This is a genomic window from Caldibacillus thermoamylovorans, from assembly GCF_000751775.1.
In the GTDB taxonomy this organism is placed as follows: domain Bacteria; phylum Bacillota; class Bacilli; order Bacillales; family Caldibacillaceae; genus Caldifermentibacillus; species Caldifermentibacillus hisashii.
The window spans coordinates 50,679-75,104 of sequence record NZ_CCRF01000068.1 but is presented as its reverse complement, the minus strand read 5'-3'; the positions used below and the strand labels follow the sequence as shown (position 1 = coordinate 75,104).

Below are 24,426 nucleotides of genomic sequence, written 5' to 3'. Positions count from 1 at the left end.
TTGCTTTCGCCTAAAGGCTCGGCAATCGCCGAGTTTTCTTTATTTATGAGACGTCAACGCTTCTTTTGGATGCAAAACTCAAGATTATTTAACAATTTTTCCTTTCCTTTACCTGTTCATCATTTATTAGTCCAATACGTTCGTAAATTGGGATTTATAATAGTTCCTTGTTTTTCTTATAGGAACGCTTTAAAGAGATATAACTAGATAAAAACCATATTACACTAACACCTATTAATAAACTCAAAATTTCAAACCATTCGTCGAGATTCTTGGGGGAGTTTGTGAAAATCAAATAGCATATCATAAAAATAACCACAAACCCAATCGTTCTAATGAATATAACTCTTAACTCTTTTCTGTAAGCACTCTCCGTTGTGATGTCTGCATATTCAATACCTGATACTATATATCTTCCTGACACATAAAAGAGAAAGATGGCAATGGCTGCCAATAAGACAGTTTCTACGTCTAGATTAAAATACTTGTTGCAGATAATCATAACAATAAGGGATAAGAAAAGAATTATTGCGCCCTCCGAGAAAAAATATAACATCTTTTTTTCCTTATATTCATCATTTGGTAATAAAAAGGATATCCAAGATTTCATTAAGTATCGACCTCCCAAAATAATTCATCTAAAGTTTTATTAAGTTCCTTGGCTATTGCAATACACAATTTTAGACTAGGATTATATTCGCCCTTTTCAATTAGACCAATAGTTTGTCTAGTTACACCAATTTTTTTTGCTAATTGTTCTTGGGTTATAGAGGCTTTAATCCTTGCTATTTTCACATTATTCTTCATTTCCCACCCTGCTCAATGTTAAATATAGTTTGCATATGCAATGTATATATTACATTGGATGCAGCAAAAAGTCAAATTATTTTCAAACATGGATTCAGATAGTAAATTTATCTGAGAAAATGTAAAAGGGGGGGTATCTCCAAGTTCTACATACGAAAGTCAGAATATCTATATCGATCAAAATATTTCCATCTGATAAGCCAAAAACCAGATTAATTAGGCTCATAGCAGCCGGAATGAAAAAAGATAACAAAAAATAAGAAACAAAGTAACATATAACATATCTTACTAGGGGCAATACAATAACACTTTGTCGTTTATTTCATTCACCTAGATGAGTGCTGACGATTTTAAAAATTGGACCCCATTCTTCCTTAAACTGGCACGATTCCGGTGATGCGTAGTTCTACAAAAAAATATCATATATTTTCGGTTAAGGTCTATTCTTTAAAAGGCCGTTGCTTCTTAACTTCTCGTAAAGGAATTGTTGCCTGCAGGGACTCCATATTTTCAATAAAGTGTAACCCTTGAATAATTGGTTTGGTTATGTTATTATTTCTTCAATTCAATAGGATTTCCTTCGGGGTCGGGTGTAATTCCCAACCGACGGTGATGAGGCATGCCTCTTAGCCCGTGACCCGGATTCATAGATCATATGAAAACGGTGGATTTGGTGAAATTCCAAAGCCGACAGTAAAAGTCTGGATGGGAGAAGGAAAAACAAATTGTTCAAAAATGCTGTTTTTTGACGTTTATTTGTTAATGCTTTTTTTTCTCCCTTGCCAAAATAGGTAAGGGAGATTTGTTTGTTTGGAGAGATTTTTTGAAAGGGGGAGCATTTTTTTAAAATGAATGATTATGAATATATGAACCTTGCTCTTTCGCTAGCACGCGTTACTTTAGGTCAAACCAGTCCAAATCCGAGTGTTGGTGCAGTGTTAGTGAAGGATGGCAAGTTGGTGGGGACGGGTGTACATTTGAAAGCTGGGACTCCTCATGCAGAAGTTCATGCAATCAATGAAGCTGGGATCTCTGCTGAGGGAGCCATTATGTATGTTACACTTGAGCCGTGTAGCCACCAAGGAAAAACACCTCCATGTACTGACCTTATTATTAAAACTGGTATTCGAAAGATCTTTGTAGCAACTCTAGATCCAAATCCCCTTGTTGCAGGCAAAGGTGTTGAAAAGTTAACCAGGGCAGGCATTGAGGTAGAGGTCGGGTTATGCAAAGAAGAAGCGAAACAGCTCAATGAAAAGTTTTTTCATTTTATCCAAACAAACACTCCATTCGTAACAATTAAAGCAGGCATTTCATTAGACGGAAAAATAGCAGCAAAATCTGGAGATAGTAAATGGATTACTTCTCCTGAGTCACGACAAGATGGACATCATCTTCGTCATGAACATGATGGAATATTAGTAGGAATTAACACCATCTTACAAGATAACCCTCTTTTAACCACCAGAAGACCCCGAGGTGGAATAAATCCCATTCGAATTGTATTAGACACGAAATTAAAAATTCCAACGTCGGCAAATGTCGTGCAAGATCGCTCTGCGAGAACCATCATTTTTACAGGAAATCAGATTGATTTAGAAAAGAAGAAAGAACTTGAGAGGTTTGGTGTAACTATTATTTCCCAAGATAGACCTATTCTATCACTGCAGCAAGTACTGAAAACGTTAGGAGAGCAGAAGATGACGTCCGTTCTTGTAGAAGGCGGATCAGAAATTCATGCTTCTTTCATCAAGGAAAACGCTTTTCAACAAATCATTACATATGTTGCTCCAAAAATTATTGGCGGAAGAGATGCTTTTCCTTTTGTCGGTGGGGTTGGTTCGGAGCTTGTGAAGTTAGGAAAACACCTCCACTTTACAGAGATTAAACAGCTCGGTCCAGATATCAAAATTACAGCCAAACCTCTTAATCGGGAGGAGACAGATAAATGTTTACCGGAATCATTGAAGAATTAGGGACCATTCAAAGGGTAAAGTCCCGAGGAAACACACTTGTCCTGAATATTCAGGCAAAGAAGGTCTTAGAAGATATAAAGCTTGGAGATAGTATCTCAGTTAATGGTGTTTGTTTAACCGTAACGGAGCTTACCCATGATTCATTTTTCTTGGATGTTATGCCTGAAACCTTTCACAGCACTTCTTTATCTAACCTGCAACAAGGTTCACTAGTTAATCTAGAAAGGGCCATGAGTTCCAATGGACGTTTTGGAGGTCACTTTGTTACGGGCCATGTTGACACAGTTGGACAAATTGTCAAAAGAGAACGAAAAGAAAATGCTGTATATTTTGACATTCAGTTTCCTTATGAATACAGCCATCTACCTCTTTATAAAGGCTCTATTGCACTTGATGGCACTTCCTTAACTATATTTGGGACATCCAATAATCAATTGACCGTGTCCATTATCCCTCATACCGCAAAGGAAAGTGTCCTTGGTACGAAAAAGGTTGGAGATAAGGTGAACATCGAATTCGATTTGATTGGTAAGTATGTATATTCCTTTATGGAAAGGAAAGACTCACACAATTATAAAGATAAGATTTCAATTGATTTTCTAAAAGAAAACGGATTTATGTGAATAGGTGGAAATCTTCTATTTGAAACAATTGGGAAGGAGTAATCGAGTGATGTTCCATAAAATCGAGGATGGATTAAAAGATTTAAAGGCAGGAAAGGTGATTATTGTTTGTGATGATGAGGATCGTGAAAACGAAGGAGATTTTGTGGGGTTGGGTGAGTTTGCGACGCCGGAAATGATTAACTTTATGGCCAAAGAGGGAAGAGGACTCATTTGTGCACCCATTTCTGAGGCAATAGCTGACAAACTTGAATTAAAACCAATGGTCGAGGTCAACACAGATAATCATGAAACGGCCTTTACCATTAGCATTGATCATATTGAAACTACAACAGGCATTAGTGCACATGAGAGGGCTCTAACCGTTCAAAAATTACTTAATGAAGGCGCTCTTCCAAGTGATTTCAGACGACCCGGACATATTTTTCCACTTGTGGCGAAGAAAGGTGGAGTGTTACAGCGCGCTGGTCATACAGAAGCTGCCATCGATTTAGCTAGATTAGCAAAATCAAAAGAAGTAGGTGTGATTTGCGAGGTCATGAATGATGATGGAACAATGGCGCGAGTGGACGACTTAAAAGCGGTTGCGAGTAAGTTTGATTTAAAAATAATTACAATCAAAGACTTGATTAAGTATCGACTCAAACATGACACATTAATAAAAAGGGAAGTGGAAATCAATCTTCCTACTGAATTTGGCGACTTTAGAGCTATCGGATTTACGAGTAAAAATGATGGCAAGGAGCATGTTGCACTTGTGAAAGGAGAAATTCGTGCAGAAGAGCCTATTCTTATAAGAGTCCATTCAGAATGCTTAACGGGGGATGTGTTTGGCTCTAATCGTTGTGATTGTGGACCTCAGCTTCATGCTGCTCTTTCTCAAATACATAAGGAAGGGAAGGGCATCCTTCTGTATATGAGACAAGAAGGAAGAGGGATTGGTCTCATCAATAAATTAAAAGCGTATAAACTTCAAGAAGAAGGTTACGACACAGTTGAAGCGAACCATAAATTGGGTTTCAAAGATGATTTACGTGATTATGGGATTGGTGCTCAAATATTACGAAATCTTGGAGTGAAAAAGATGCGTTTATTAACGAACAATCCTCGAAAAATAACAGGTCTTGCTGGGTATGGCTTAGAGGTTGTCGAACGCATTCCTCTGCAAATGCCACCAAAAAGAGAAAATGAACAATATCTAAAAACAAAAAGGGAAAAACTTGGACATTTATTAACTTTTTGAAGGAGCGGAATATAATTATGAAAAAAGTACTCGAAGGAAACTTAGTTGGTACAGGTCTGAAAATTGGAATTGTCGTTTCGCGATTTAATGAGTTTATTACGAGTAAATTACTGGATGGAGCAGAAGATGCCCTTAAGAGACATGGTGTCACTGAGGATGATGTGACAGTCGTGTGGGTACCAGGAGCTTTTGAAATCCCCCTTGCAGCAAAAAAATTAGCAGACCAAGGTGGCTTTGACGCAATTATTACACTAGGAACAGTCATAAGAGGAGCTACACCGCATTTTGAATATGTAAGCAGTGAAGTAGCGAAAGGTGTAGCAAATATAGGGTTGCAAAGTGGAATCCCTATTATGTTTGGTGTTTTAACAACAGAGTCAGTCGAACAAGCTATCGAACGTGCGGGTACAAAAGCAGGAAATAAAGGTTACGAAGCAGCTGTTGGAGCAATAGAAATGGGTAATCTTTGCAAAAGCTTCAACTAATCTCACACTAATAAGATTCTAATTACAGTTTGGAAAAATACGAACACAAAAGTTATACAATTGAGGACTTTTGTGTTCGTGACAAAATTAAGTACTTTTATGGTATTCATCAAACTTTGGTAGTTTACGGAAAATCTATGCATAAATTATCAACCGTAATATTTTTCCTTTGGGATTGGAGGAATTTAACTCTTTTTGTCGAAATTTATCGAGAAGAGGGGGTTGCAATATGAAAATAATCAAGGGACTTTTTAACAGGAAAACATGTTACTTTTGCAAGAAAAATAAAAACCGAATGATTAATTATTTGGATGATAATGGAAGACGAATAAAAGTTTGTCCACTATGTCTGGAATACGCTGAACGAAGAGCGTTGAGAAGGAAATAGATTCTTTTATCGGAATTCGTATGTAGACGTCCCTAAAGATTTACCTGTTTTTTAAAATATAAACGATAAGGAATATGGGAGTCAAATACTAGATTAAGGATTTGTCACTTATACACCACCTGAAATTTATATTGTAGCAATTATTAAAACATCAATGCATCAATAATAATTTTTCGTGACTTCCTTGGCCTTCTTTAAATAAAACGAATGATAAATATAAATTTATTGAAAATTAATATCTGTTCGTTCGTAAAAATATTGTAAATAATGGAAAATTATTTTTGCTTTTGCTATAATGGTAGAATTAGAGGGAGGTATGAATTTGTTAAACAGTCTTATTTTTGAGGAACAGGAGATGTACGATGCAAATAAGATTGACTTTGATCGCCATTGGAAAGAAATTATTGCCGGTATGCCAGATTCTTTTTTACTTTTATTGGAACCGGAACTTTTTGAACAAATTGACTTTGCGGCAAAGCTACAACCGATGGAGCAGGAATTATTTCCAATTCATTCAAAGCAAAGGATAGGAAAGCATATTGCGGACAAGATTTTTGATGTAAAATTAAAAAGGAAATATGCAATGAAAAAAGCAACCATTCATATCGAGGTTCAAGGGGATGGACGAGACATTTCAGAACGAATGTTCAAGATGTACTACAAACTGTTCGATAAAGGCAGAAAAAATATATATTCCATTGTACTGGTTACTGATCCATCAGCGCAACATCCAACCACGTTTGATCATCACTTTTTAGGGACTAGTGTACAATTTCAATTTCGTGTCCATCATCTTAACAACTTCACAGAAACGGAACTATTTACTTCAGACAATCCATTTGCTTTAGCACTTTTGGCAGGGAAATATCAGGCAAGTACGAGATTTAATGCTGAGCAACGCTACACATATAAAGTAAATTTGGCACAAATAATAAAAGAAAGATACTCATTTGTCGAGTCGGATATTGGTATGAAACTTTTAATATTTGTTGATGCTATTTTATACTTGCCTGACGATTTACATGAAAAATTTATGAAAGAAATTTTCAGAATATTCAAGGAGGAGGGTATCGATATGGCTCAAGCTGAAAAAACAAAAGAAGTCATTACATTTGGTGAGTTATTTGAAAGATGTAAAAAAGAAGCAAGAGAAGAAGGAATCAAAGAAGGAATCAAAGAAGGAATCAAAGAAGGAATCAAAGAGGGAATCAAAGAAGGAATAAAGGAAGGTAGAGAAAAAGGGCGAGAAGAAGGGATCAAAGAGGGACTGAACAAAGGAATTATGGAAGGCCAATTAATAGAAAAGAGAAAAATAGCAATAAAAATGATTAATAGCGGTTTAGACATAAACCTGATTATTTCGCTTACAGGGTTATCAGCCGACGAGATCAGGAGTTTGAAAGAGCAAAATTAATACAGGATTATTAGAAAAACCCACATCGAACTCGTATACCGAGACTTTGTGGGCTTTTTTGTATTAAAAAAATTATTAACGTGAATAGAACTCAACGATGAACGATTCGTTTATTTCTGCTGGAAGTTCAGAGCGTTCCGGTAAGCGGCTGTAAGTACCTTCTAATTTGTCTGCATCGAAAGTTAAGAAGTCAGGAACGAAATTGTTCACATCAATAGCTTCTTTGATAATTTGTAAATTCCGTGATTTTTCGCGAACGCCGATAGTTTGACCCGGTTTTACAATGTAAGATGGGATGTCAACTCGACGACCGTCAACAAGGATGTGACCATGGTTAACCAATTGGCGTGCTTGGCGGCGAGTACGAGCCAATCCTAAGCGATAAACAAGGTTGTCAAGGCGTGATTCAAGTAAAATCATGAAGTTTTCACCATGAACACCTTTCATTTTACCTGCTTTAATGAATGTGTTATGGAATTGACGTTCATTCAAGCCGTACATAAAACGTAATTTTTGTTTTTCTTGTAATTGCAAACCATATTCAGTTAATTTTTTTCGTTGGTTTGGACCATGTTGCCCCGGGGCATATGGACGTTTTTCTAATTCTTTACCGGTTCCGCTTAAAGAAATACCAAGACGACGGGAAATTTTCCAGCTTGGACCTGTATAACGAGCCATGAAAGCTCCTCCTTTAATGTTTTTATTTTGTAAAATAAAAACAGATGTATACATCATTTACCGCCATTTTGTTTTCATGTACCATCGCCCTAGCAGCAGAGGGTTACACGATACAGCTCATATAAAGTCATCAAAATTGCTATATTTATGCAGGATCATTTAAAGCCGCGGAATCCTGCTTTCTTTATATGACCAACAAAATGTACGCATAAACATGTACACATAGGCTGCCATATTTTACACAACGAATATTATATGGGATACAACAAAAGAAGTCAAGGAAATAAAGTGAATCTCAACCAATGAGGATTTTCTTTGTCCCCAGACAATTGCGAGACATGAAAAACAATTTGAATGAGTACACTTTCACAATATGTTGTAGAATAAACTGATAATACATCTAGATATTATTTTAGCACGTAATCTAAAGGAATTCAGCACTTCTACAGCGGCTTCGCGTTTACCTGTTTTCGCTATTTACCAACAATTCCCAATAAAAATATGAAAGATTACGGTAGCAAATGACCATAAATTTTCAATAACATGATATAATAGACATTAAAAAAGATGGTTTTGAGTGAATGTTATGAATGAAACAAATAGGCAAAAGGCAACTAGAATAACAATCATATTCCTTTCCATCATGCTTGTGGGAATCGGATTTTTTTTACAACAAAAAGAAACAGAAAATACAGAATATGAGATGAAGGCTGTTGTCATCCATCGATCTGAAAAACTTGAGGATTCACCTATAGTGGCAGTATATCGCCGATTGAATGGAAAGCACTTATTGATACTATATGAAATTGACCGAATGGATAAAAATCGGTTTAAAGCTATAAAAGAAGTCGAAATCGATAATGAACCAATTCGTCTGCTGGCCGACCGGAATAAAATAGGCGTATGGACGTTGGTACAGAAAAAATGGACATTTTATAATGCCAAATTGATCAAGGAAAAGCGGGATACATTTTATCGTGATGATCACTCAAATAAAACACTTCCCTACCGGCTTGAATCTGATGGCAAAGTAAAATTTCAATTAAAAAATGAAACTTTTCAATTTAAAATTGCAGATTATGAAAATATTACCGGTATTTATTCACTATCTGATGGTAATCTCTTGTTTGTCTTGTTGAAAAATGATATAAAAGTACTAGTTCTAAAATAATGGCTGTTTTTTTGTTTCATATAAAAATGATATATTTTAGGTGAGGCCTATGGATAAATTAGAAGAAAGGGTTATTTTAAAACTTAGAAGTAAAATATTTTCAGACTTTAAGATTTTGGAAAAAGAACAGGATGATTTTAATTATTTTTCAATTTTTTTTAATGCTTTAAAGTGTGAACTTCAATTGAGTCATGTTCATTTTTTAATCTATAAAAATGTTTTAAGTGAAAACGAACAGTTCCTTCTTTCTTTTAAAACGCCTTCTTTGTCGTTCTTTGATACATGGCAAAAAGATATGTATACCAAATATTTAAGGGAAGGAGCATTTATAGTAAATTTCCCTATGGAAAGGTATGACCAAGTTCCATTCGATAAATCCCTCTTTGTCTTTGGTCAACATGATGATTTAGTTGGCATCCTACTGTTTAAACTTCCAGATAAAAATCATCATTTCTCAGATTCTTTTTGGGAAACATTATCAAAAACTGTCTATCAATATTTTGAAAAGGTCATGCAATTGTGCATTTTAAAACATGAAAAGAAACGTTATAAATTATTGCAAAATGTAACAAGTCAACTGCATTCGACCATTGATATCGATGCGGTATTGAGGAAAGTGCTGGATTCATTGGAGGAGTTCTATCCTTATTTTCAATACCAAATTTTCTTATCAAACTATAATAATATAGATAACGATGATTCCCGAATTCAACCGCTTGATTATACCAAAAGTAATGCAGCGATCATGGAAACTTTTATAACCGGTAATTATAAAATTGAACATGAATTAAAACTGTCAAAACGTTATTTATATTTTCCATTAAAAGGGAAACAAGGAATATACGGGGTTTTAAAGATCGAGGCCCAAAAGACGATCCTTATATCCGGTCAGGACATTGAATTTATTTCCATACTTATTGGGACAGCAAGTACGGCGATGGAAAATGCCCATTTGTATCAACAGTCCAGACAACTGGTCAATGATTTACAATTGATTACGAAAGTGACAAAAAAATTAAATGCCAATTTACGCCTGACAGAACTTGTCCATAATATTTCCGAAGAGTTACAGTCTGCTTTTTATGCGGAAGAGGTAGGAATTATCTTATTTGAGGAAAATCAATTTAATGTATTAACCGGAAGCACACCCTTTTTCAATGATAAGGACTGTTTCCCATTCCTTCAATTTGTTAAAGACTTTTTGGACACAAGGGAGGAGTCTCTATTTATCGGGAATTTTGAACCTGATGATAACGATCTGGTTAGTCCCTTTCGTTCAATTATGGCTGAATCGTTAAAACGGGAACAACATAAAATCGGTTTCATCATTGTTTTACATCGTATTCCTTACAAGTTTTCTTTTAATACCTTTAAATTGCTTCAATCGATTACACAGCATGTTTCATTAGCTTTTACAAACACGATATTACGTGAAAGGTTGGAGCAGCTTGTTATCACGGATTATTTAACAAAATTATATACACGAAATTACCTGGATGAACAAATGCAAAAATCGATAGAAAAAGATAAACAAGGTACATTTTTGTTAATTGATATTGATAATTTTAAAATTATCAATGATACGTTCGGCCACCAAGTCGGTGATCAAATTTTGATCCAGATTGCTAAGATAATCAAAAGGAATTTAAAGATGAATGAGGTCGGTGCACGTTGGGGCGGAGAAGAACTGGCTATTTATTTGCCAAATTGTTCTTTGGAAGAAGGCCTTTCTTTAGGAGAACAATTGGTTTTGGAGACATCCAATTCGATTGATCCCCCGGTTACAATTTCATGTGGTATTTCTCATTGGAACGAAAAAAACAAAGAAAGTCCTTTTTCGTTGTTTAAAAAAGCGGATGAGGCCCTTTATTTGGCGAAAAACCGAGGGAAAAACCGGGCGATTGCCAGTGTAAAATAGTGTAACTTCGGTGTGTTAGTGGTGATGGAACACAGTAAATCTTCCACGTCCTTATGGCAAAACTTATGTAACCAACATCGTGCCCTCCCAAACCAATCGGATAACAGGCACTTGTCATTCGTCGATACTTCCTTTTGAAGGCAAAAGATCATAATGCAAAGCTTCTAATTCGTCATCAAAAAACGGCCTCAACATATGAGAGGTCGTTTTTCGGTTTATACGTTTAGAAAGCAAATCTGTTCTCATCGGGGCGCTCGGCTACAGGACGTGGTTAGCCATGAGTTGCAACATAGCCGGCCAGTCTGCACATCGCAAATAGGCTCTCACGCTTCTTTTACTCTTATAAATGATTAACTAATGCGGCGACAAATTCTTCCAGTTTCTTCTTGTCTATTTCATCAAAACGATTTACTTCCGGACTATCAATATCCAAGACCCCGATTAGTTGATCGTTTTTTATCATTGGGATCACGATTTCTGATTGACTATTTGCATCACAGGCAATATGTCCGGGAAATTGGTTTACATCCGGAACAACCAAAGTTTCCCTCTTTTCCGCAGCCGTCCCGCACACTCCTTTACCAAACGGAATTCGCACACATGCCGGCAACCCTTGAAACGGTCCGAGTACGAGTTCATTTTTTTCTTCATCCCATAAGTAAAATCCAACCCAGTTAATCCGTTCTAAAAATTGATTTAATAACGCAGAAGCATTACTTAAGTTGGCAATCATATTATCTTCATCTTCAATTAAAGCTGTTAATTGTTTAACAACAAGATTAAATTGTTCTTCCTTTGGTCCCTTATATTTTTCGACAGCAAACATGGAAAATCACCTTATTTCTTCAATTTATTAATCATTTTAGCAAAGAAAGAAAGAACTTGTCGATAAATTTTTAAAGGAAGAAAGAGGTCATGGCTCGAATAATTTTTAATATATATGGCATTTAATTACTTTACAATAAAAGAAGGGATGTGTACATTTTGAACAATACATTAAAGACGAAAGAAAAAATTTTTAAAGCTGCCCTATCTGAATTTAATATTAAAGGATATAGTGGTACATCGATACGTGAAATTGCTACAGCCGCCAATATGAATGTGTCCACCATCTCTTATTATTTCCAAGGAAAGCACGGATTATTGAAATATGCCTTTATCTCCTTTTTTGAACCGTATATCAATATTATCGAAGACTCCCTATTAAAATTTGAGCGACAGCCTGTACTGGCTTGTTTAAAATATGTAATTAATCAATTGATGAATTATCAATATCAAAATTTTGAATTATCTCGTTTCGTTTGGCGCGAAGTTTCCATCGACTCACAAATTGTCAGGGAAACAATGACGACCTATTTTCGTAAAGAAAGATATTTACTGCAATCCATTCTCGAAAAAGGGATGAAAAGTCAGGAATTGAAAAAAGTTCACGTTGGAGTAATCATCACCCAATTAAAGGGAATCATGACGATGCCGTTTTTAAATTCTATTTATACGTCGGAAGTTTGGAATATTTATTATCAAGAACAATATTATTTAGAAAAATATAAAGACCATATTATCCACTGGATTGATAATACCCTGGTTGAAACGGAAAATGTTTCATTAACGGGGAATGTTTGAAGCAAGAAGCGGATTGCCTCCGATTTGACGTCCTCATGAAGGTGTTTGTCCTTTCCCTTAACCGGGTAGTTTTTTCAAAAAAACGCAAAAAAAATTGAAAAATAACGTCAAAAATTGTCATTCTCATGGTATCATATAAGCAATAATAAGATTTTTCCATTCATTGACATAGATAGTATGGGTTTGACAGGGGGCATACGATGATATACATAATTGGAATCATTTTGATACTTATTGTCTTATATATAATCGGTTATTTTGTAAAAAGAAAGAACTTTACTTATATTGATCGATTAGAAGCATGGAAAATTGAATTAATGAACCGACCGGTACTAGACGAGGTCAGCAAAATTAAGAAGTTAAAAATGGCAGGGGAAACGGAAGAATATTTTGAACGCTGGCGGACTGCCTGGGATGAAATTGTAACAGAAGAATTACCAAATGTTGAAGAGATGCTATATGAGGCAGAAGACCTGGTTGAAAAATACCGTTTTTCCAAAGCCAAACAAGTTTATACAAAAATTGAAACTTCCTTAAAGGAAGCGGAAATGAAAATTGATGAAATGGTAGCAAATTTACATGATATCATAGGCAGCGAAGAAAAAAATCGAGAAGATATAATCGGTTTACAAGAACTATACAAGAAATTGAAAAAGGAATTACTTGCTCATCAATATGCGTATGGAAAAGCAAGTAAAAATTTAGAAAAGCAAATCGTATCCGCTACCGAAAAAATGGATCAATTTGGTTTAGAAACGGAAAATGGAAATTACTTAACTGCACGGGAAATAATCATGGAGTTGAAGAAAGAACTTGAATCGCTAAATGTAAAAATGGAATCCATACCACTTTTATTGAATGAGTGTCTCCATGTAATACCGGAGCAATTGAAGGAAATAAAAAACGGAATAAATGAGATGGTGGAAGAGGGATATCATCTTGAACATCTTGGGCTTTCTGCAGTCATTAAAAAACTGGAAGATACGCTCCAATCGTATACTCGTTCGATTGAAACGGCTGAAATTGACGGGATTGAAGATGGTTTAAAAGAAATAAAAGGGCAAATTGAAGTGATATACGATTTATTAGAGGGAGAAGTTACGGCGAAAAAATATGTTTTATCGAATCAATCACAAATTACCGAGTCTTTGGCGAATATTACCGCTAAAAACGAATCCCTTAAAAATGAAGTTGAACAAGTAAAAGAGACCTATCACATGTCTGAAGCCGAACTGGAGATTTTAAGTGAACTTGAAGAAAAAACTGCAACAATGAAAAAAATGGCTGAACTCATGTTAACAAATGAAAATTTATCATCGGCCGCCTATTCCGTATTAAGAGACAAGGTTGAAGAAATTTTTGCAAACATGAAAGAGGTAGAGGATAAACAACAATCCCTGTTAGAAATATTGCAAGCTCTTCGTAAAGACGAAATGGAAGCCAGGGAAAAAATTAAAAATTTGAGGAAATTGTTTCATGATACTGCAAGATTGTTGGAACGGAGTAATCTTCCCGGGGTTCCACAAGACATAGAAACAAAATTATTAGACGCACAGGAGGTCATCCAAGATTGCTTCAATAGTTTAGATGAAAAACCATTAAGAATGCAGTTTGTCCAGACTTCTTTACAAAAAGCGGAGTCGATTGTTAATGACATTCATAACCAAGTAGTGGAAATGGTTGAAAACGTCTATTTTATTGAGAAAATTATCCAGTACGGAAACAGATACAGGAGAAAATATCCGGCTGTTCATAAGCGATTAACTGTTGCAGAAGAAGCATTTCGGCGTTATGATTATAGTAGTGCGTTTGAAGAAGCAGCTGCCGCAGTTGAAGAGGCTGAACCCGGTGCATTAAAGAAAATTGAAGAGTTAATCAATGAAGGATATGAGCAAGATGTGCATTGAATAATCTTCAATATTTTTTCTACCATCGAACGAAACAAAGTTATTCTATTTGTGTTTTCGTGTATTGATAAATGAAAGGAGTCACGTCCATGTGATTTCCTTTTTTTATACGTTAAAAACTGGAAAAGGCCGAAATTTTACGCCATGACCAAACAATCAGTAGGGATAAAGAAACCCCTACTGCTTGAAGCGCATTTTATTTGGCTTTCTGTATTTTAAGTTCGGATAAAAGACAAAATAAAAGGAGGGTAGATCATTCATGATTTACTTTGATAATAGTGCGACAACGAAACCGAAAAAAGAGGTTTTAGATACATTTTATAAAGTGGCAGAAAATTATTTTGGTAATCCGTCTTCTGTTCACCATTTAGGTCTACAAGCAGAGAATTTGTTAAGTCAAGCACGAAATCAAATCGCAACATTGCTTAAGACCGATGAACAGGAAATTATTTTCACTTCCGGGGGTACAGAGGGAAATAATTTTATAATCAAAGGCGTTGCAGAGAAATACCGTAACAGGGGTCATCATATGATTACCACGATGATTGAGCATCCCTCTGTATTAAATACTTGTATTCAACTGGAAAATAATGGCTTTGATGTCACCTATTTACCTGTGGATGAAACAGGGCGAGTTCGAGTAGAAGATGTGAAAAGGGCTCTTCGTAAAGATACAATTCTCGTCTCCATCATGCATGTTAATAATGAAATTGGCTCCGTTCAACCGATCGCAAAAATTGGAGAATTGTTGAAAAACCATCCGAAAACATTATTTCACGTCGACCATGTTCAAGGCGTAACGAAAGTACCTCTCGACTTCCATGAAAGCAATGTTGATTTTGCATCCATTTCCAGCCATAAATTTCATGGGTTAAAAGGAACCGGGGCAATTTATATCCGAAAAGGCTTAAAACTTGCACCATTGCTTGCCGGTGGGGGACAAGAAAGAGGTTTCCGAAGTGGTACAGAAAATCTCGCGGGTATCGTTGCAATGGCAAAAGCTTTGCGACTCGGCATGTTGGATTATGAAGCAAAAATTGATACAATGATGGATGTTCGGGACTTTTTAATAAACGAATTGCAATTAATTGAAGGGGTGACAATGAATACCCCTAAACAAAATACGTCTCCCCATATTATTAATTTTTCTGTTCAAGGCTTTAAAGCGGAAGTACTCGTACACGAATTAGAACAACATGGGTTATATGTTTCCACAACAAGTGCCTGTTCATCCAGAACGAATGAACCAAGTCGAACGATTCTTGCCATGGGTTTAGGGGAAGAACGGGCGACAACATCGATCCGGATAAGTCTATCATTTGACAATACAATGGAAGAGGCAAAACAAGCAGTAGCTATAATCAAACAAAGTATTAAGAATTTAAAACCGGTAATGAGGGGATAACATGATATATGATCAAATATTAGTACGCTACGGTGAAATATCTACGAAAGGGAGAAACCGTGGTCTTTTTGTAGATAAATTGAGAGAAAATGTCCAATATGTCCTCCGCGATTTTCCTGGGATTAAAATAAAAGCAAATCGCGACCGGATGTATATTACTTTGAACGGTGAAAAACTTGATGAAGTATGTACAAGGTTAAAAAATGTTTTTGGCATTCAATCGTTCAGTCCTGTTGTCCGTGTAAACAAAGATATGGAATTGATCAAAGAAAGTTCATTGAAATTATTTCAAAAACTTCATGCGCAAGGAAAAACTTTTAAAGTTCAAGCCAGAAGAGCAGATAAGGAGTTTCCATACCACTCTGACGAAATGAATAATTTGTTAGGGGGCCATCTTTTACAAAACATAGAGGGCTTGACAGTCGATGTGCATCATCCGGATTTGGAATTGAAGGTTGAAGTGCGGAAAGATGCGGTATATTTAACTTGTGAAGTGATTAAAGGTGCAGGTGGTCTTCCGGTCGGTTCAAGTGGAAAAGCCATGCTTATGTTATCAGGTGGTATTGACAGTCCGGTTGCCGGCTACATGGCAATGAGGCGTGGACTGTTACTGGAAGGTGTTCATTTTTATAGCCCACCATTTACAAGTGAACGGTCGAAACAAAAAGTGATTGATTTAGGTAAAAAATTAGCCGGGGTGAACGGGCAGTTTATCTTGCACATTGTACCTTTTACCGAAATTCAGCAATTAATATACGAAAAGGTACATGAAAATTATGCGATGACGATTATGAGAAGAATGATGCTCCGGATTACTGATGAAATTCGGGAAAGACAAGAAGGATTGGCGATTGTAACCGGGGAAAGTTTAGGCCAGGTAGCCAGTCAGACCTTGGATAGTATGTTTACGATTAACGAAGTAACCAATACGCCAATTATTCGCCCGTTAATTTCAATGGATAAAACAGATATTATTAAAATTGCAGAAGATATTGATACATTGGAAATATCCAATCGACCGTATGAAGATTGTTGTACGATTTTTACCCCGGCACAACCAAAAACAAAACCAAAACGGGATAAAGCCAATCAATATGAAACCCATTTTGATTTCGAGCCATTGCTTCAAAAGGCTGTGAATCATATAGAAACAATCAAATTGTCTAGCCAAGAAGAAAATCAACAAAATGTTTTTGCTGATTTGTTTTAACGTTTAACCGGGTGAGGCTTGGCAAATTATTGGTTGCTGTCAATTTTCAAGTGAAATGAACCATCCTACATGTGTAAGTTTGGCAAAATTATGATTGGCTGCTAACATTTACCTTTTTATGCTATGAATGAATCCTCCTGTTTCGACACACTATAATAGCACAAGGAGGTGAAACACAATGGCAAACAACAATAACAGTAACCAACTTCTTGTACCTGGAGTAGAACAAGCTTTAGAACAAATGAAATACGAAATTGCTCAAGAGTTTGGTGTAAACTTAGGTGCTGAAACAACTTCTCGTGCTAATGGTTCCGTTGGAGGAGAAATCACAAAACGCCTTGTTTCAATGGCACAACAACAAATGAGTGGTCGATTTTCTTAATAACTAAACATGATATATATGGCTTAAGGGCGGAGTATAAAATCTCCGTCCTTTTATTGTTAATAGAATAATGAGTACATATAAATATGCAGATGAATGTTTTCCAAACAGAATTATAGGTCAACTGCTCGAGTCCGGTTTGTACTAGGATAAACAGTTGCCTGCGCATTTCTATAAAATTTTACCTTAACACTGTAAATATTTTCTACAATTATAAAAAAAATTCGTGTATAATGATAGTTCGGGAAGTTTTTATGAAAAGGGAAGATTCAATTTGTATTAGGAGGTTTTATAGTGAACGGTAAACGCTGGGCTGCATTGGGGATTGCGGCCGTCATTTTAATCATTTCAACGGGTGTATCCATTGTTCAATCCGTTGTTTCCAGTGAACGAGAACAAGCATTATCAAAATTAATTTTTCCTGAAACGGAATACACCGAAGAAGTAATTGAAGAAGGAAACCCGATGAAAAAAATAGTTGTTTTGAACGTAGAAGGAGTTATTCAAGATACGGGTGAAGCAGGTTCGTTGGTGAGCACTGAAACTTATAATCATCATTCATTTATGGAAAAACTGGATGCGATTGAAGAAGACAGCACAGTTCGAGGCATTGTCTTACGTGTTAATTCCCCGGGTGGTGGGGTTGTTGAAAGTGCAGAAATCTATGATAAATTAGTTGAAATAACACAAAAACGAAAGAAACCGGTGTATGTTTCAATGGGTTCAATGGCCGCTTCCGGGGGTTATTACATATCCGCACCTGCCACAAAAATATTTGCCAGTAAAGACACGATGACAGGTTCAATTGGTGTTATTATGGAAAGTTATAACGTGACCGAACTTGCAAATAAACTAGGTATTGATTCAGTGACAATAAAAAGCGGTCCATATAAAGATATAATGAGTTCTACTAGAGAAATGACCGATGAAGAGCGGGCGATTTTACAAAAAATGATAGATAATGCTTACGGTGATTTTGTTAAGGTAATTGCTAACGGGCGCGGTATGCCTGAAGAACAGGTGAGACAAATTGCAGATGGACGGATTTATGATGGACGACAAGCCAAGGAAATTAATTTGATTGATGAATTTGGTTATTTAGATGACACCATTGCTGCAATGAAAAAGGAACAAAAGCTAAATGATGCACAAGTGGTTCGCTATGTCGATGATTACTGGGGATTAGGTTCATTCCTCGGTATGAATGTTGGCAAGTGGTTTGGAAAAGATGCTGAGACGGCTTCCCTTATCCAGTTATTGTCCCATCGAAATTCACCGCGATTAATGTATCTTTATTCGGAATAGGGGGTAACTTCATGAATAATGGCGATGATCGGTTAGAAGAAAATGAAATAGTTACCGGAACCAATGAAGAGAGCAAGAACGAGGAACTACTTGATACGAATAATCAAGATTTTGTGGATGATTCGGATGGCATCAAAATGAACAGCACCAAATTAGTTAATGATAATGAAGAATCGGCTGATTTGTATGCCTATGCCGGATTTTGGATGAGGTTTTGGGCGTATTTGGTCGATCTTATTGTTATTGCAGGATTGAGACAATTAATCGTAAGCCCCATTCTTGGTTTTCTGGATCAGGAATCTGCTGATGGAATCTTTTCTTTACCAAATATTTTATCGGCCGTCGTATTTTATTTATACTTTGTTTTGCTGACTAAATATTTTGGTCAAACATTAGGGAAAATGATTTTTGGAATAAAAGTTATCCCTTTAAAGGAAAAACGATTGTCATGGCAAACGGTCCTATTTCGGGAGTGGATCGGCAGGTACATATCAGCAAGTATTTTTATTCTATATGCATTAGTAGCTTTTTTACCGAAAAAACAAGGATTGCATGATTATTTTGCAGATACAACCGTGATCCATGAAAATTACGTAAGAAAAAATATAACAAGAAAAAATGCAGCTGTTTCTTAATAAGTTTGGCGCTGGCCAGGGTTTCCCTTGGCCTTTTTTATACGGTAATTAGTCAGGCGAAGATCAAATGTGACATTTCAAGACCCATTAAGCGAAAGACCATAAAATGTTTCCAGCTTACTCCATCCCCACCAAGATTCATTGATTTGTTCTGCAATTCAAATTATTTCCATACAAGTGTTTATTTTCCGTTCAGTCTGACGATACTAATAGGCTGAAGGGTTGTGTGGAATGTGATTATACTAAAAATTATTGGAATCATGATTGTCATACTTGTGTTCTTACTTATGATTCTCATTTTTACCAAACTAAAAATTGATTGCACATATAAATTTGAGCCTAAAGAACAGTGGGCAACGATTCAGATTAAAGCATTGTTTGGTCTTTTCCGATACAGAATCAAAATTCCTTCTGAAAAAATAAACCGGCAAAAACTGCAAGCGGATCACGAGGATAAAGAAATGAATGGAATGGTTCAAGAGACCGATAATGAAGACGGATTATCATCACTGGCGCCGATTAAACAACTTCTTCCCCATTTACAAGAACTGTACAAAATTTTGAAATCGTTTTTAAAAAAGTTACAAATTATTCAGTTTGAATGGAAATCAGCTATCGGCACAGGGGATGCCGCTTCGTCTGCCATCGCTTGCGGGGCGGGGTGGGCATTAAAAGGTAATGTAATCGGTGTAATCAGCCACTATTTTACGTTAAAAGTGTACCCGGACATGCAAATCACTCCCGTATTTAATCATATTGCTTCTCAAACATATTTAAGATGTATGATTCAGATAAGGATAGGGCATGCTATTTTAGCAGGAATGAAATTATTAAAATATTGGCGGCAGGTTTCAGAAGCGTATGCCGATTATAAGACTATGCAAACTGAATCAAAAAGAGAGGATCAATCAATATAATCAGGAGGGATTAAAATGTCTGATCATCCAATTAAGGGTCTAATGACAACGGCGATGGAAAATTTAAAAGATATGATTGATGTAAATACAATCATAGGTGACCCGGTTGAAACTCCGGATGGCAGTGTAATTTTAACTGTTTCAAAAGTTGGTTTTGGATTTGCAGCTGGCGGCTCACAGTTTTCCGTTGACGGGTCAAGCAAAGAAAATGAGCTTCCATTTGGCGGCGGTAGTGGTGGCGGTGTGTCAATAACCCCAATAGCATTTTTAATTGTTAACAGTCAGGGAGTAAAAATGTTACATATTGATGAAAGTACTCATCTTGTTGAAAAAATCTTAGATCTTGCTCCTAGTGCAGTTGAAAAAGTTCAACAAATGTTGTCAAAAAATCAAACAAAACAAGATGGAAACCAAAAAAGTGACCAGCAATCGAATAATTCCGGAAATTCATCACAATAAGCGGATTTCAATATTTAAAATTTGTTGCTCTTTTTTGAAACAAAGAGACGATCAGAATCGGGCAATGGCAAATCGCCATTTGCATAAATCTGACTTCTGGTTATAAAGCTTTCAACTAAAGTATTTTAGCGAAAATTGCGGTAAAAATAAGCAGAGGTTGCTCCGATAGACTGGGCACCCTCTTTTTCATGAAGGATTAACAGATACCCTAAAAGCAGGTGTGAATTTGGAAGGGAACCTCATAAAATCTGCTCAAACTGTTGGTTATATTCCAAATTACTGTTACTACGATGGTAATAATTTGAAAGAAGAATTGAATTTGATTATGATAAATATTGAAGGATCTTTTAAAATTGGAGGTTGGAAAAAATGACATCAGTTACATTTAAAGGTAGCCCGGTCACTTTAGTAGGAAATGAAGTAAAGGTGGGGGACACGGCTCCAAATTTTACCGTATTGGCCAATGATTTATCTGAAGTGACTTTAAACGATAGTGAAGGACATGTTCGATTAATTAGTGTAGTTCCGTCGATTGATACAGGTGTATGTGATGCACAGACTCGTCGTTTTAATGAAGAAGCGGCCAGCCTTCCGGGGGTTAAAATTTTGACAATCAGCTGTGATTTACCGTTTGCACAAGCACGTTGGTGTGCTGCAGCAGGTATTGAAAATGTACAAGTGCTGTCCGACCATCGCGATCTTTCCTTTGGTGAAGCGTTCGGGGTTGTTATGAAAGAGTTAAGATTATTAGCTCGCTCCATTTTTGTTGTTGATTCAACAGGAAAGATTACATATAAAGAAATTGTTAATGAAGTTACGAACCATCCAAATTATACAGCAGCAATTGAAGCAGCGAAACAAGCCAAATAGGAGTTGTTTCTTGTTTATTTTACGATCCAAGTGAACTATAGAAAAAATCCGGTACATGACCACCAGTGTTAAGCATATACCATATAAAAACGAGTAATCCCGATCTTAATCGGGGTTTCATTTATTGAAGGCTTTTTTTAAAGAGAGAGTTTCCCGCTTTTATTAAATGAGGTGAATCGAATATTTCATTGATTAAAGGCTTTTTAAAGAGAATTAGTGGCCATTTTATCTACTTATATCGAGTACTGTTTTTCGATGAACAGTGGTCATACTCATCCTAATACTCGCCCACCAGCGAGTTTTCTTTATGCAAAAATTCCTTTGTTATTTTATGCCAAATTTATTAAAATAAATTGGAATATGTAAATGGAAGTAAGGAGGCTTCAAATTTGATACAAACACCGGTAGAAGTATTATTTCAAACATTCAATGAAACCACGCGGCTGCTTGTCAATGAGTTGGAATGTACCTATCTTGAGGCGTTGGCGGAGACGGGTGAGAATATATTTCAAGATGATATAAGGCAAGAGAACATTAGTGAAATGACGAAGAAGCGGTTAGAGAAGTATTATCGTGATTTAGTAAAAATGAACTATTCGGCCGAAGATATTCGAAAAGCGTTCCAACTAGCTTGTTTAAAAGGGATGCGGGAAAATGTCCAACCTAACCACCAAATGACTCCGGATTCAATCGGAATTTTCCTCAGCTATTTAATTAACAAATTCATTGGTGCCAAAAAAACATTTACACTGCTTGATCCGGCGATCGGTACCGGAAATCTTGTAACAACCATTATGAATTATTTGCCTAACCATACAATCGATGCTTATGGTGTGGATGTCGATGATGTATTAATCAGACTTGCTTATGTCAGTGCAAATTTACAAGAACATCCGTTGCAACTGGATTGTCAGGATAGCCTTGAACCGTTGTTTATTGACCCGGTGGACGTCGTTGTTTGTGATTTACCGGTTGGGTATTATCCGAATGATATAAGGGCTGCAGAATATGAATTAAAGGCTGCTTCCGGTCACTCCTATGCCCATCATCTTTTTATTGAAAAGAGCTGTTTGCATACGGTTGACGGCGGTTATTTATTTTTTGTTATTCCAAATGGGTTATTTGAAAGTCCGGAGGCAATGAAACTCCATACATATATGAAAAAGCATATGCATATTCAAGCTTTGTTGCAGTTGCCGGAATCAATGTTCAAAAACAAACAGGCCGCAAAAAGTATTTTAGTTTTACAAAAACAAAAGGAAGGAGTAAAACCCCCGAAAGAGGTTTTGCTGGTTAATCTGCCTTCCCTAAGTAATAAATTGCAAATGGAAACAATTATGGCGAAAATCGATATTTGGTTTCGAGAAAATAAAGCTCGTTAAATGCGTGTTACAAGAAAGCACATGGCGCCATGAGTTAGATAATCGCTCATCTGGTTAAAAAAACGCTTGGAGGTTCCAAGCGTTTTTTTACAGTAATTATAAATTTTTCTTAGCGATTCAGAATTCATTCAATACTAGTTTTTGTTAAAAATATCACAATTAAATTACTTTGTGAATATCTAGGTAAAAAATGCCCAAAATGATTGAATAATTATTTTTATCGTGGTTAAATGAAGGATGGTATCATTTGTATATTCATTCACACTTAAATCTTTCTTCAAGAAACGCACATAATAATGATATAAAGATTTTATAATGAGGAGCGAAAAGCATGTCAAAAATTTTAGCAATTAATGCCGGGAGTTCATCTCTTAAATTTCAATTAATTGAAATGCCTGAGGAAGAAGTAATTACCAAAGGACTTGTTGAACGAATCGGTTTGAATGATGGAGTTTTTACTATTTCGGTAAACGGGGAAAAAAATAAAAAGGTTCAGGATATTCCAAACCATGAAGTTGCTGTTCATTTATTATTAGACCAATTAATCTCCACAGGGATTATTAAATCCTTTAATGAAATTGATGGTGTCGGTCATCGCGTTCTACATGGTGGTGAAATTTTTTCAGATTCTGCCATTATTACTGATGAAGTATTAGCAGAAATAGAAAAATTAGTAGATCTTGGACCTTTGCATATGCCACCAAATATTTCTGGGATCAAGGTATTTCGAAAAATTCTACCTAATGTTCCACAAGTTGCAGTATTTGATACAGCCTTTCATCAAACAATGCCAAAAAGCTCATATTTATATAGTCTTCCGTATGAATACTATGAAAAATATGGTATTCGTAAATACGGTTTCCATGGTACAAGTCATAAGTATGTAACCTTGAAAGCTGCAGAAATGTTAGGGAAGCCGATTGAAGAATTACGCCTGATTTCCTGTCATTTAGGAAATGGAGCAAGTATTGCAGCTGTACATGGCGGTAAATCCATCGATACATCCATGGGATTTACACCACTTGAAGGGATTACAATGGGTACACGTTCAGGAAGTATTGACCCGGCACTTATTCCATTTATTATGAAAAAAACCGGTCAATCTGCAGAAGAAGTTATTAATGTGTTAAACAAGAAAAGCGGTTTGTTAGGCATTACCGGCTTTTCCAGCGACTTACGCGATATTGAAGAGGCTGCAAATGTAGGTAATGAACGTGCGGAACTTGCCTTAACTATTTTTGCCAACCATATTCATAAATATATTGGTTCCTACGTTGCACGAATGAACGGTGTGGATGCCATAATCTTCACTGCAGGTATTGGTGAAAATAGTGCGGCTGTACGTGAACGTGTCTTACGTGGTCTTGAATTTATGGGAGTATATTGGGATAAAGATTTGAATCGAGAAGGTGGAGGAGAAAGATTTATCAGCTATCCATTTTCACCAGTAAAAGTTTTAGTCATCCCAACTAACGAAGAAGTCATGATTGCACGTGACGTTATACGATTGGCAAAGAAATTAAATAATTTGAGCAAATAAAGTAATTGACCTTCTACTCGACTTTTACAGGGTAGAAGGTCATTTTAATATGAAAAAATCATTGCTTAACAGAACATGTTGGCTCTAA

At 36.1% G+C, this 24,426-nt stretch carries 23 protein-coding genes and 1 riboswitch; of the genes, 19 read left to right on the top strand and 4 right to left on the bottom strand.

All coding sequences use genetic code 11. The annotated features are described in order from the left end of the window. Positions 1 to 154: 154 nt before the first annotated feature. Together BT1A1_RS12275 and BT1A1_RS12270 are read right to left on the bottom strand one after the other, a co-directional pair. Positions 155 to 610, bottom strand: a complete 456-nt coding sequence (locus BT1A1_RS12275) for a hypothetical protein (RefSeq protein WP_034771711.1) — start codon at positions 608 to 610, stop codon at positions 155 to 157. Beyond that, positions 610 to 807: a helix-turn-helix transcriptional regulator gene (locus BT1A1_RS12270; RefSeq protein WP_034771709.1), complete on the bottom strand. Its 198-nt coding sequence runs from the start codon at positions 805 to 807 to the stop codon at positions 610 to 612. The genes BT1A1_RS12275 and BT1A1_RS12270 overlap by 1 nt, the downstream gene beginning before the upstream one ends. Positions 808 to 1,379: 572 nt before the next feature. After that, positions 1,380 to 1,528, top strand: a riboswitch (FMN riboswitch). A gap of 127 nt (positions 1,529 to 1,655) precedes the next feature. On the opposite strand from BT1A1_RS12270, the gene ribD reads away from it, so the two are divergent. The 5 genes from ribD (at position 1,656) to BT1A1_RS12245 (ending at position 6,936) form a co-directional block, all read left to right on the top strand. Then, complete coding sequence (ribD, locus tag BT1A1_RS12265) at positions 1,656 to 2,783, top strand: bifunctional diaminohydroxyphosphoribosylaminopyrimidine deaminase/5-amino-6-(5-phosphoribosylamino)uracil reductase RibD (RefSeq protein WP_034771707.1); 1,128 nt, start codon at positions 1,656 to 1,658, stop codon at positions 2,781 to 2,783. Beyond that, a complete protein-coding gene (gene ribE / locus BT1A1_RS12260; protein ID WP_034771705.1) occupies positions 2,756 to 3,406 on the top strand; it encodes a riboflavin synthase in 651 nt (216 codons plus the stop codon). The genes ribD and ribE (BT1A1_RS12260) overlap by 28 nt, the downstream gene beginning before the upstream one ends. Positions 3,407 to 3,455: 49 nt before the next feature. Further along, positions 3,456 to 4,649, top strand: coding sequence for a bifunctional 3,4-dihydroxy-2-butanone-4-phosphate synthase/GTP cyclohydrolase II (locus tag BT1A1_RS12255; RefSeq protein WP_034771703.1), 1,194 nt, complete (start codon positions 3,456 to 3,458; stop codon positions 4,647 to 4,649). Between the two features lie 17 nt (positions 4,650 to 4,666). Continuing rightward, entirely contained in the window at positions 4,667 to 5,134 is a 468-nt protein-coding gene (ribE, locus tag BT1A1_RS12250; RefSeq protein WP_034771701.1) for a 6,7-dimethyl-8-ribityllumazine synthase, read from the top strand. A 710-nt stretch (positions 5,135 to 5,844) separates the two neighbouring features. After that, a complete protein-coding gene (locus tag BT1A1_RS12245) occupies positions 5,845 to 6,936 on the top strand; it encodes an RpnC/YadD family protein (protein ID WP_034771699.1) in 1,092 nt (363 codons plus the stop codon). Positions 6,937 to 7,011: 75 nt separating this feature from the next. On the opposite strand, the gene rpsD is transcribed toward BT1A1_RS12245, so the two are convergent. After that, on the bottom strand, positions 7,012 to 7,614 hold the full coding sequence (gene rpsD, locus BT1A1_RS12240; RefSeq protein ID WP_034771697.1) for a 30S ribosomal protein S4: 603 nt from the start codon (positions 7,612 to 7,614) through the stop codon (positions 7,012 to 7,014). Positions 7,615 to 8,200: 586 nt separating this feature from the next. Here rpsD and BT1A1_RS12235 point away from each other — a divergent pair. After that, the gene (locus BT1A1_RS12235) at positions 8,201 to 8,785 is read left to right on the top strand and encodes a hypothetical protein (protein WP_156103227.1); all 585 of its coding nucleotides are present in this window, start codon (positions 8,201 to 8,203) and stop codon (positions 8,783 to 8,785) included. 49 nt (positions 8,786 to 8,834) lie between these two features. Further along, on the top strand, positions 8,835 to 10,703 hold the full coding sequence (locus tag BT1A1_RS12230; protein ID WP_034771693.1) for a sensor domain-containing diguanylate cyclase: 1,869 nt from the start codon (positions 8,835 to 8,837) through the stop codon (positions 10,701 to 10,703). Positions 10,704 to 11,043: 340 nt separating this feature from the next. Here BT1A1_RS12230 and BT1A1_RS12225 read toward each other — a convergent pair whose 3' ends face one another. Continuing rightward, positions 11,044 to 11,529, bottom strand: a complete 486-nt coding sequence (locus BT1A1_RS12225) for a GAF domain-containing protein (RefSeq protein WP_034771692.1) — start codon at positions 11,527 to 11,529, stop codon at positions 11,044 to 11,046. A gap of 158 nt (positions 11,530 to 11,687) precedes the next feature. On the opposite strand from BT1A1_RS12225, the gene refZ reads away from it, so the two are divergent. From refZ to BT1A1_RS12165, 12 genes are all read left to right on the top strand, one after another. Continuing rightward, on the top strand, positions 11,688 to 12,326 hold the full coding sequence (refZ, locus tag BT1A1_RS12220; RefSeq protein WP_034771691.1) for a forespore capture DNA-binding protein RefZ: 639 nt from the start codon (positions 11,688 to 11,690) through the stop codon (positions 12,324 to 12,326). A 200-nt stretch (positions 12,327 to 12,526) separates the two neighbouring features. Further along, on the top strand, positions 12,527 to 14,233 hold the full coding sequence (gene ezrA, locus BT1A1_RS12215; protein WP_034771690.1) for a septation ring formation regulator EzrA: 1,707 nt from the start codon (positions 12,527 to 12,529) through the stop codon (positions 14,231 to 14,233). A gap of 259 nt (positions 14,234 to 14,492) precedes the next feature. Continuing rightward, entirely contained in the window at positions 14,493 to 15,638 is a 1,146-nt protein-coding gene (locus tag BT1A1_RS12210; RefSeq protein ID WP_034771689.1) for a cysteine desulfurase family protein, read from the top strand. Between the two features lies 1 nt (position 15,639). Continuing rightward, positions 15,640 to 16,848, top strand: coding sequence for a tRNA uracil 4-sulfurtransferase ThiI (thiI, locus tag BT1A1_RS12205; protein ID WP_034771688.1), 1,209 nt, complete (start codon positions 15,640 to 15,642; stop codon positions 16,846 to 16,848). A gap of 178 nt (positions 16,849 to 17,026) precedes the next feature. Beyond that, complete coding sequence (locus tag BT1A1_RS12200; protein WP_034771687.1) at positions 17,027 to 17,230, top strand: alpha/beta-type small acid-soluble spore protein; 204 nt, start codon at positions 17,027 to 17,029, stop codon at positions 17,228 to 17,230. A 294-nt stretch (positions 17,231 to 17,524) separates the two neighbouring features. Next, a complete protein-coding gene (gene sppA / locus BT1A1_RS12195) occupies positions 17,525 to 18,535 on the top strand; it encodes a signal peptide peptidase SppA (protein WP_034771686.1) in 1,011 nt (336 codons plus the stop codon). A 137-nt stretch (positions 18,536 to 18,672) separates the two neighbouring features. After that, positions 18,673 to 19,170: an RDD family protein gene (locus BT1A1_RS12190; protein WP_034771727.1), complete on the top strand. Its 498-nt coding sequence runs from the start codon at positions 18,673 to 18,675 to the stop codon at positions 19,168 to 19,170. A 233-nt stretch (positions 19,171 to 19,403) separates the two neighbouring features. After that, the gene (locus tag BT1A1_RS12185) at positions 19,404 to 20,087 is read left to right on the top strand and encodes a DUF2953 domain-containing protein (RefSeq protein WP_051989125.1); all 684 of its coding nucleotides are present in this window, start codon (positions 19,404 to 19,406) and stop codon (positions 20,085 to 20,087) included. Positions 20,088 to 20,102: 15 nt separating this feature from the next. Then, complete coding sequence (gene ytfJ / locus BT1A1_RS12180; protein WP_034771683.1) at positions 20,103 to 20,546, top strand: GerW family sporulation protein; 444 nt, start codon at positions 20,103 to 20,105, stop codon at positions 20,544 to 20,546. Positions 20,547 to 20,915: 369 nt separating this feature from the next. Continuing rightward, positions 20,916 to 21,416, top strand: coding sequence for a thiol peroxidase (gene tpx, locus BT1A1_RS12175; protein WP_034771682.1), 501 nt, complete (start codon positions 20,916 to 20,918; stop codon positions 21,414 to 21,416). 392 nt (positions 21,417 to 21,808) lie between these two features. Next, complete coding sequence (locus BT1A1_RS12170; RefSeq protein ID WP_034771722.1) at positions 21,809 to 22,798, top strand: class I SAM-dependent methyltransferase; 990 nt, start codon at positions 21,809 to 21,811, stop codon at positions 22,796 to 22,798. A gap of 331 nt (positions 22,799 to 23,129) precedes the next feature. Further along, a complete protein-coding gene (locus BT1A1_RS12165) occupies positions 23,130 to 24,338 on the top strand; it encodes an acetate kinase (RefSeq protein ID WP_034771680.1) in 1,209 nt (402 codons plus the stop codon). Positions 24,339 to 24,426 lie beyond the last annotated feature (88 nt).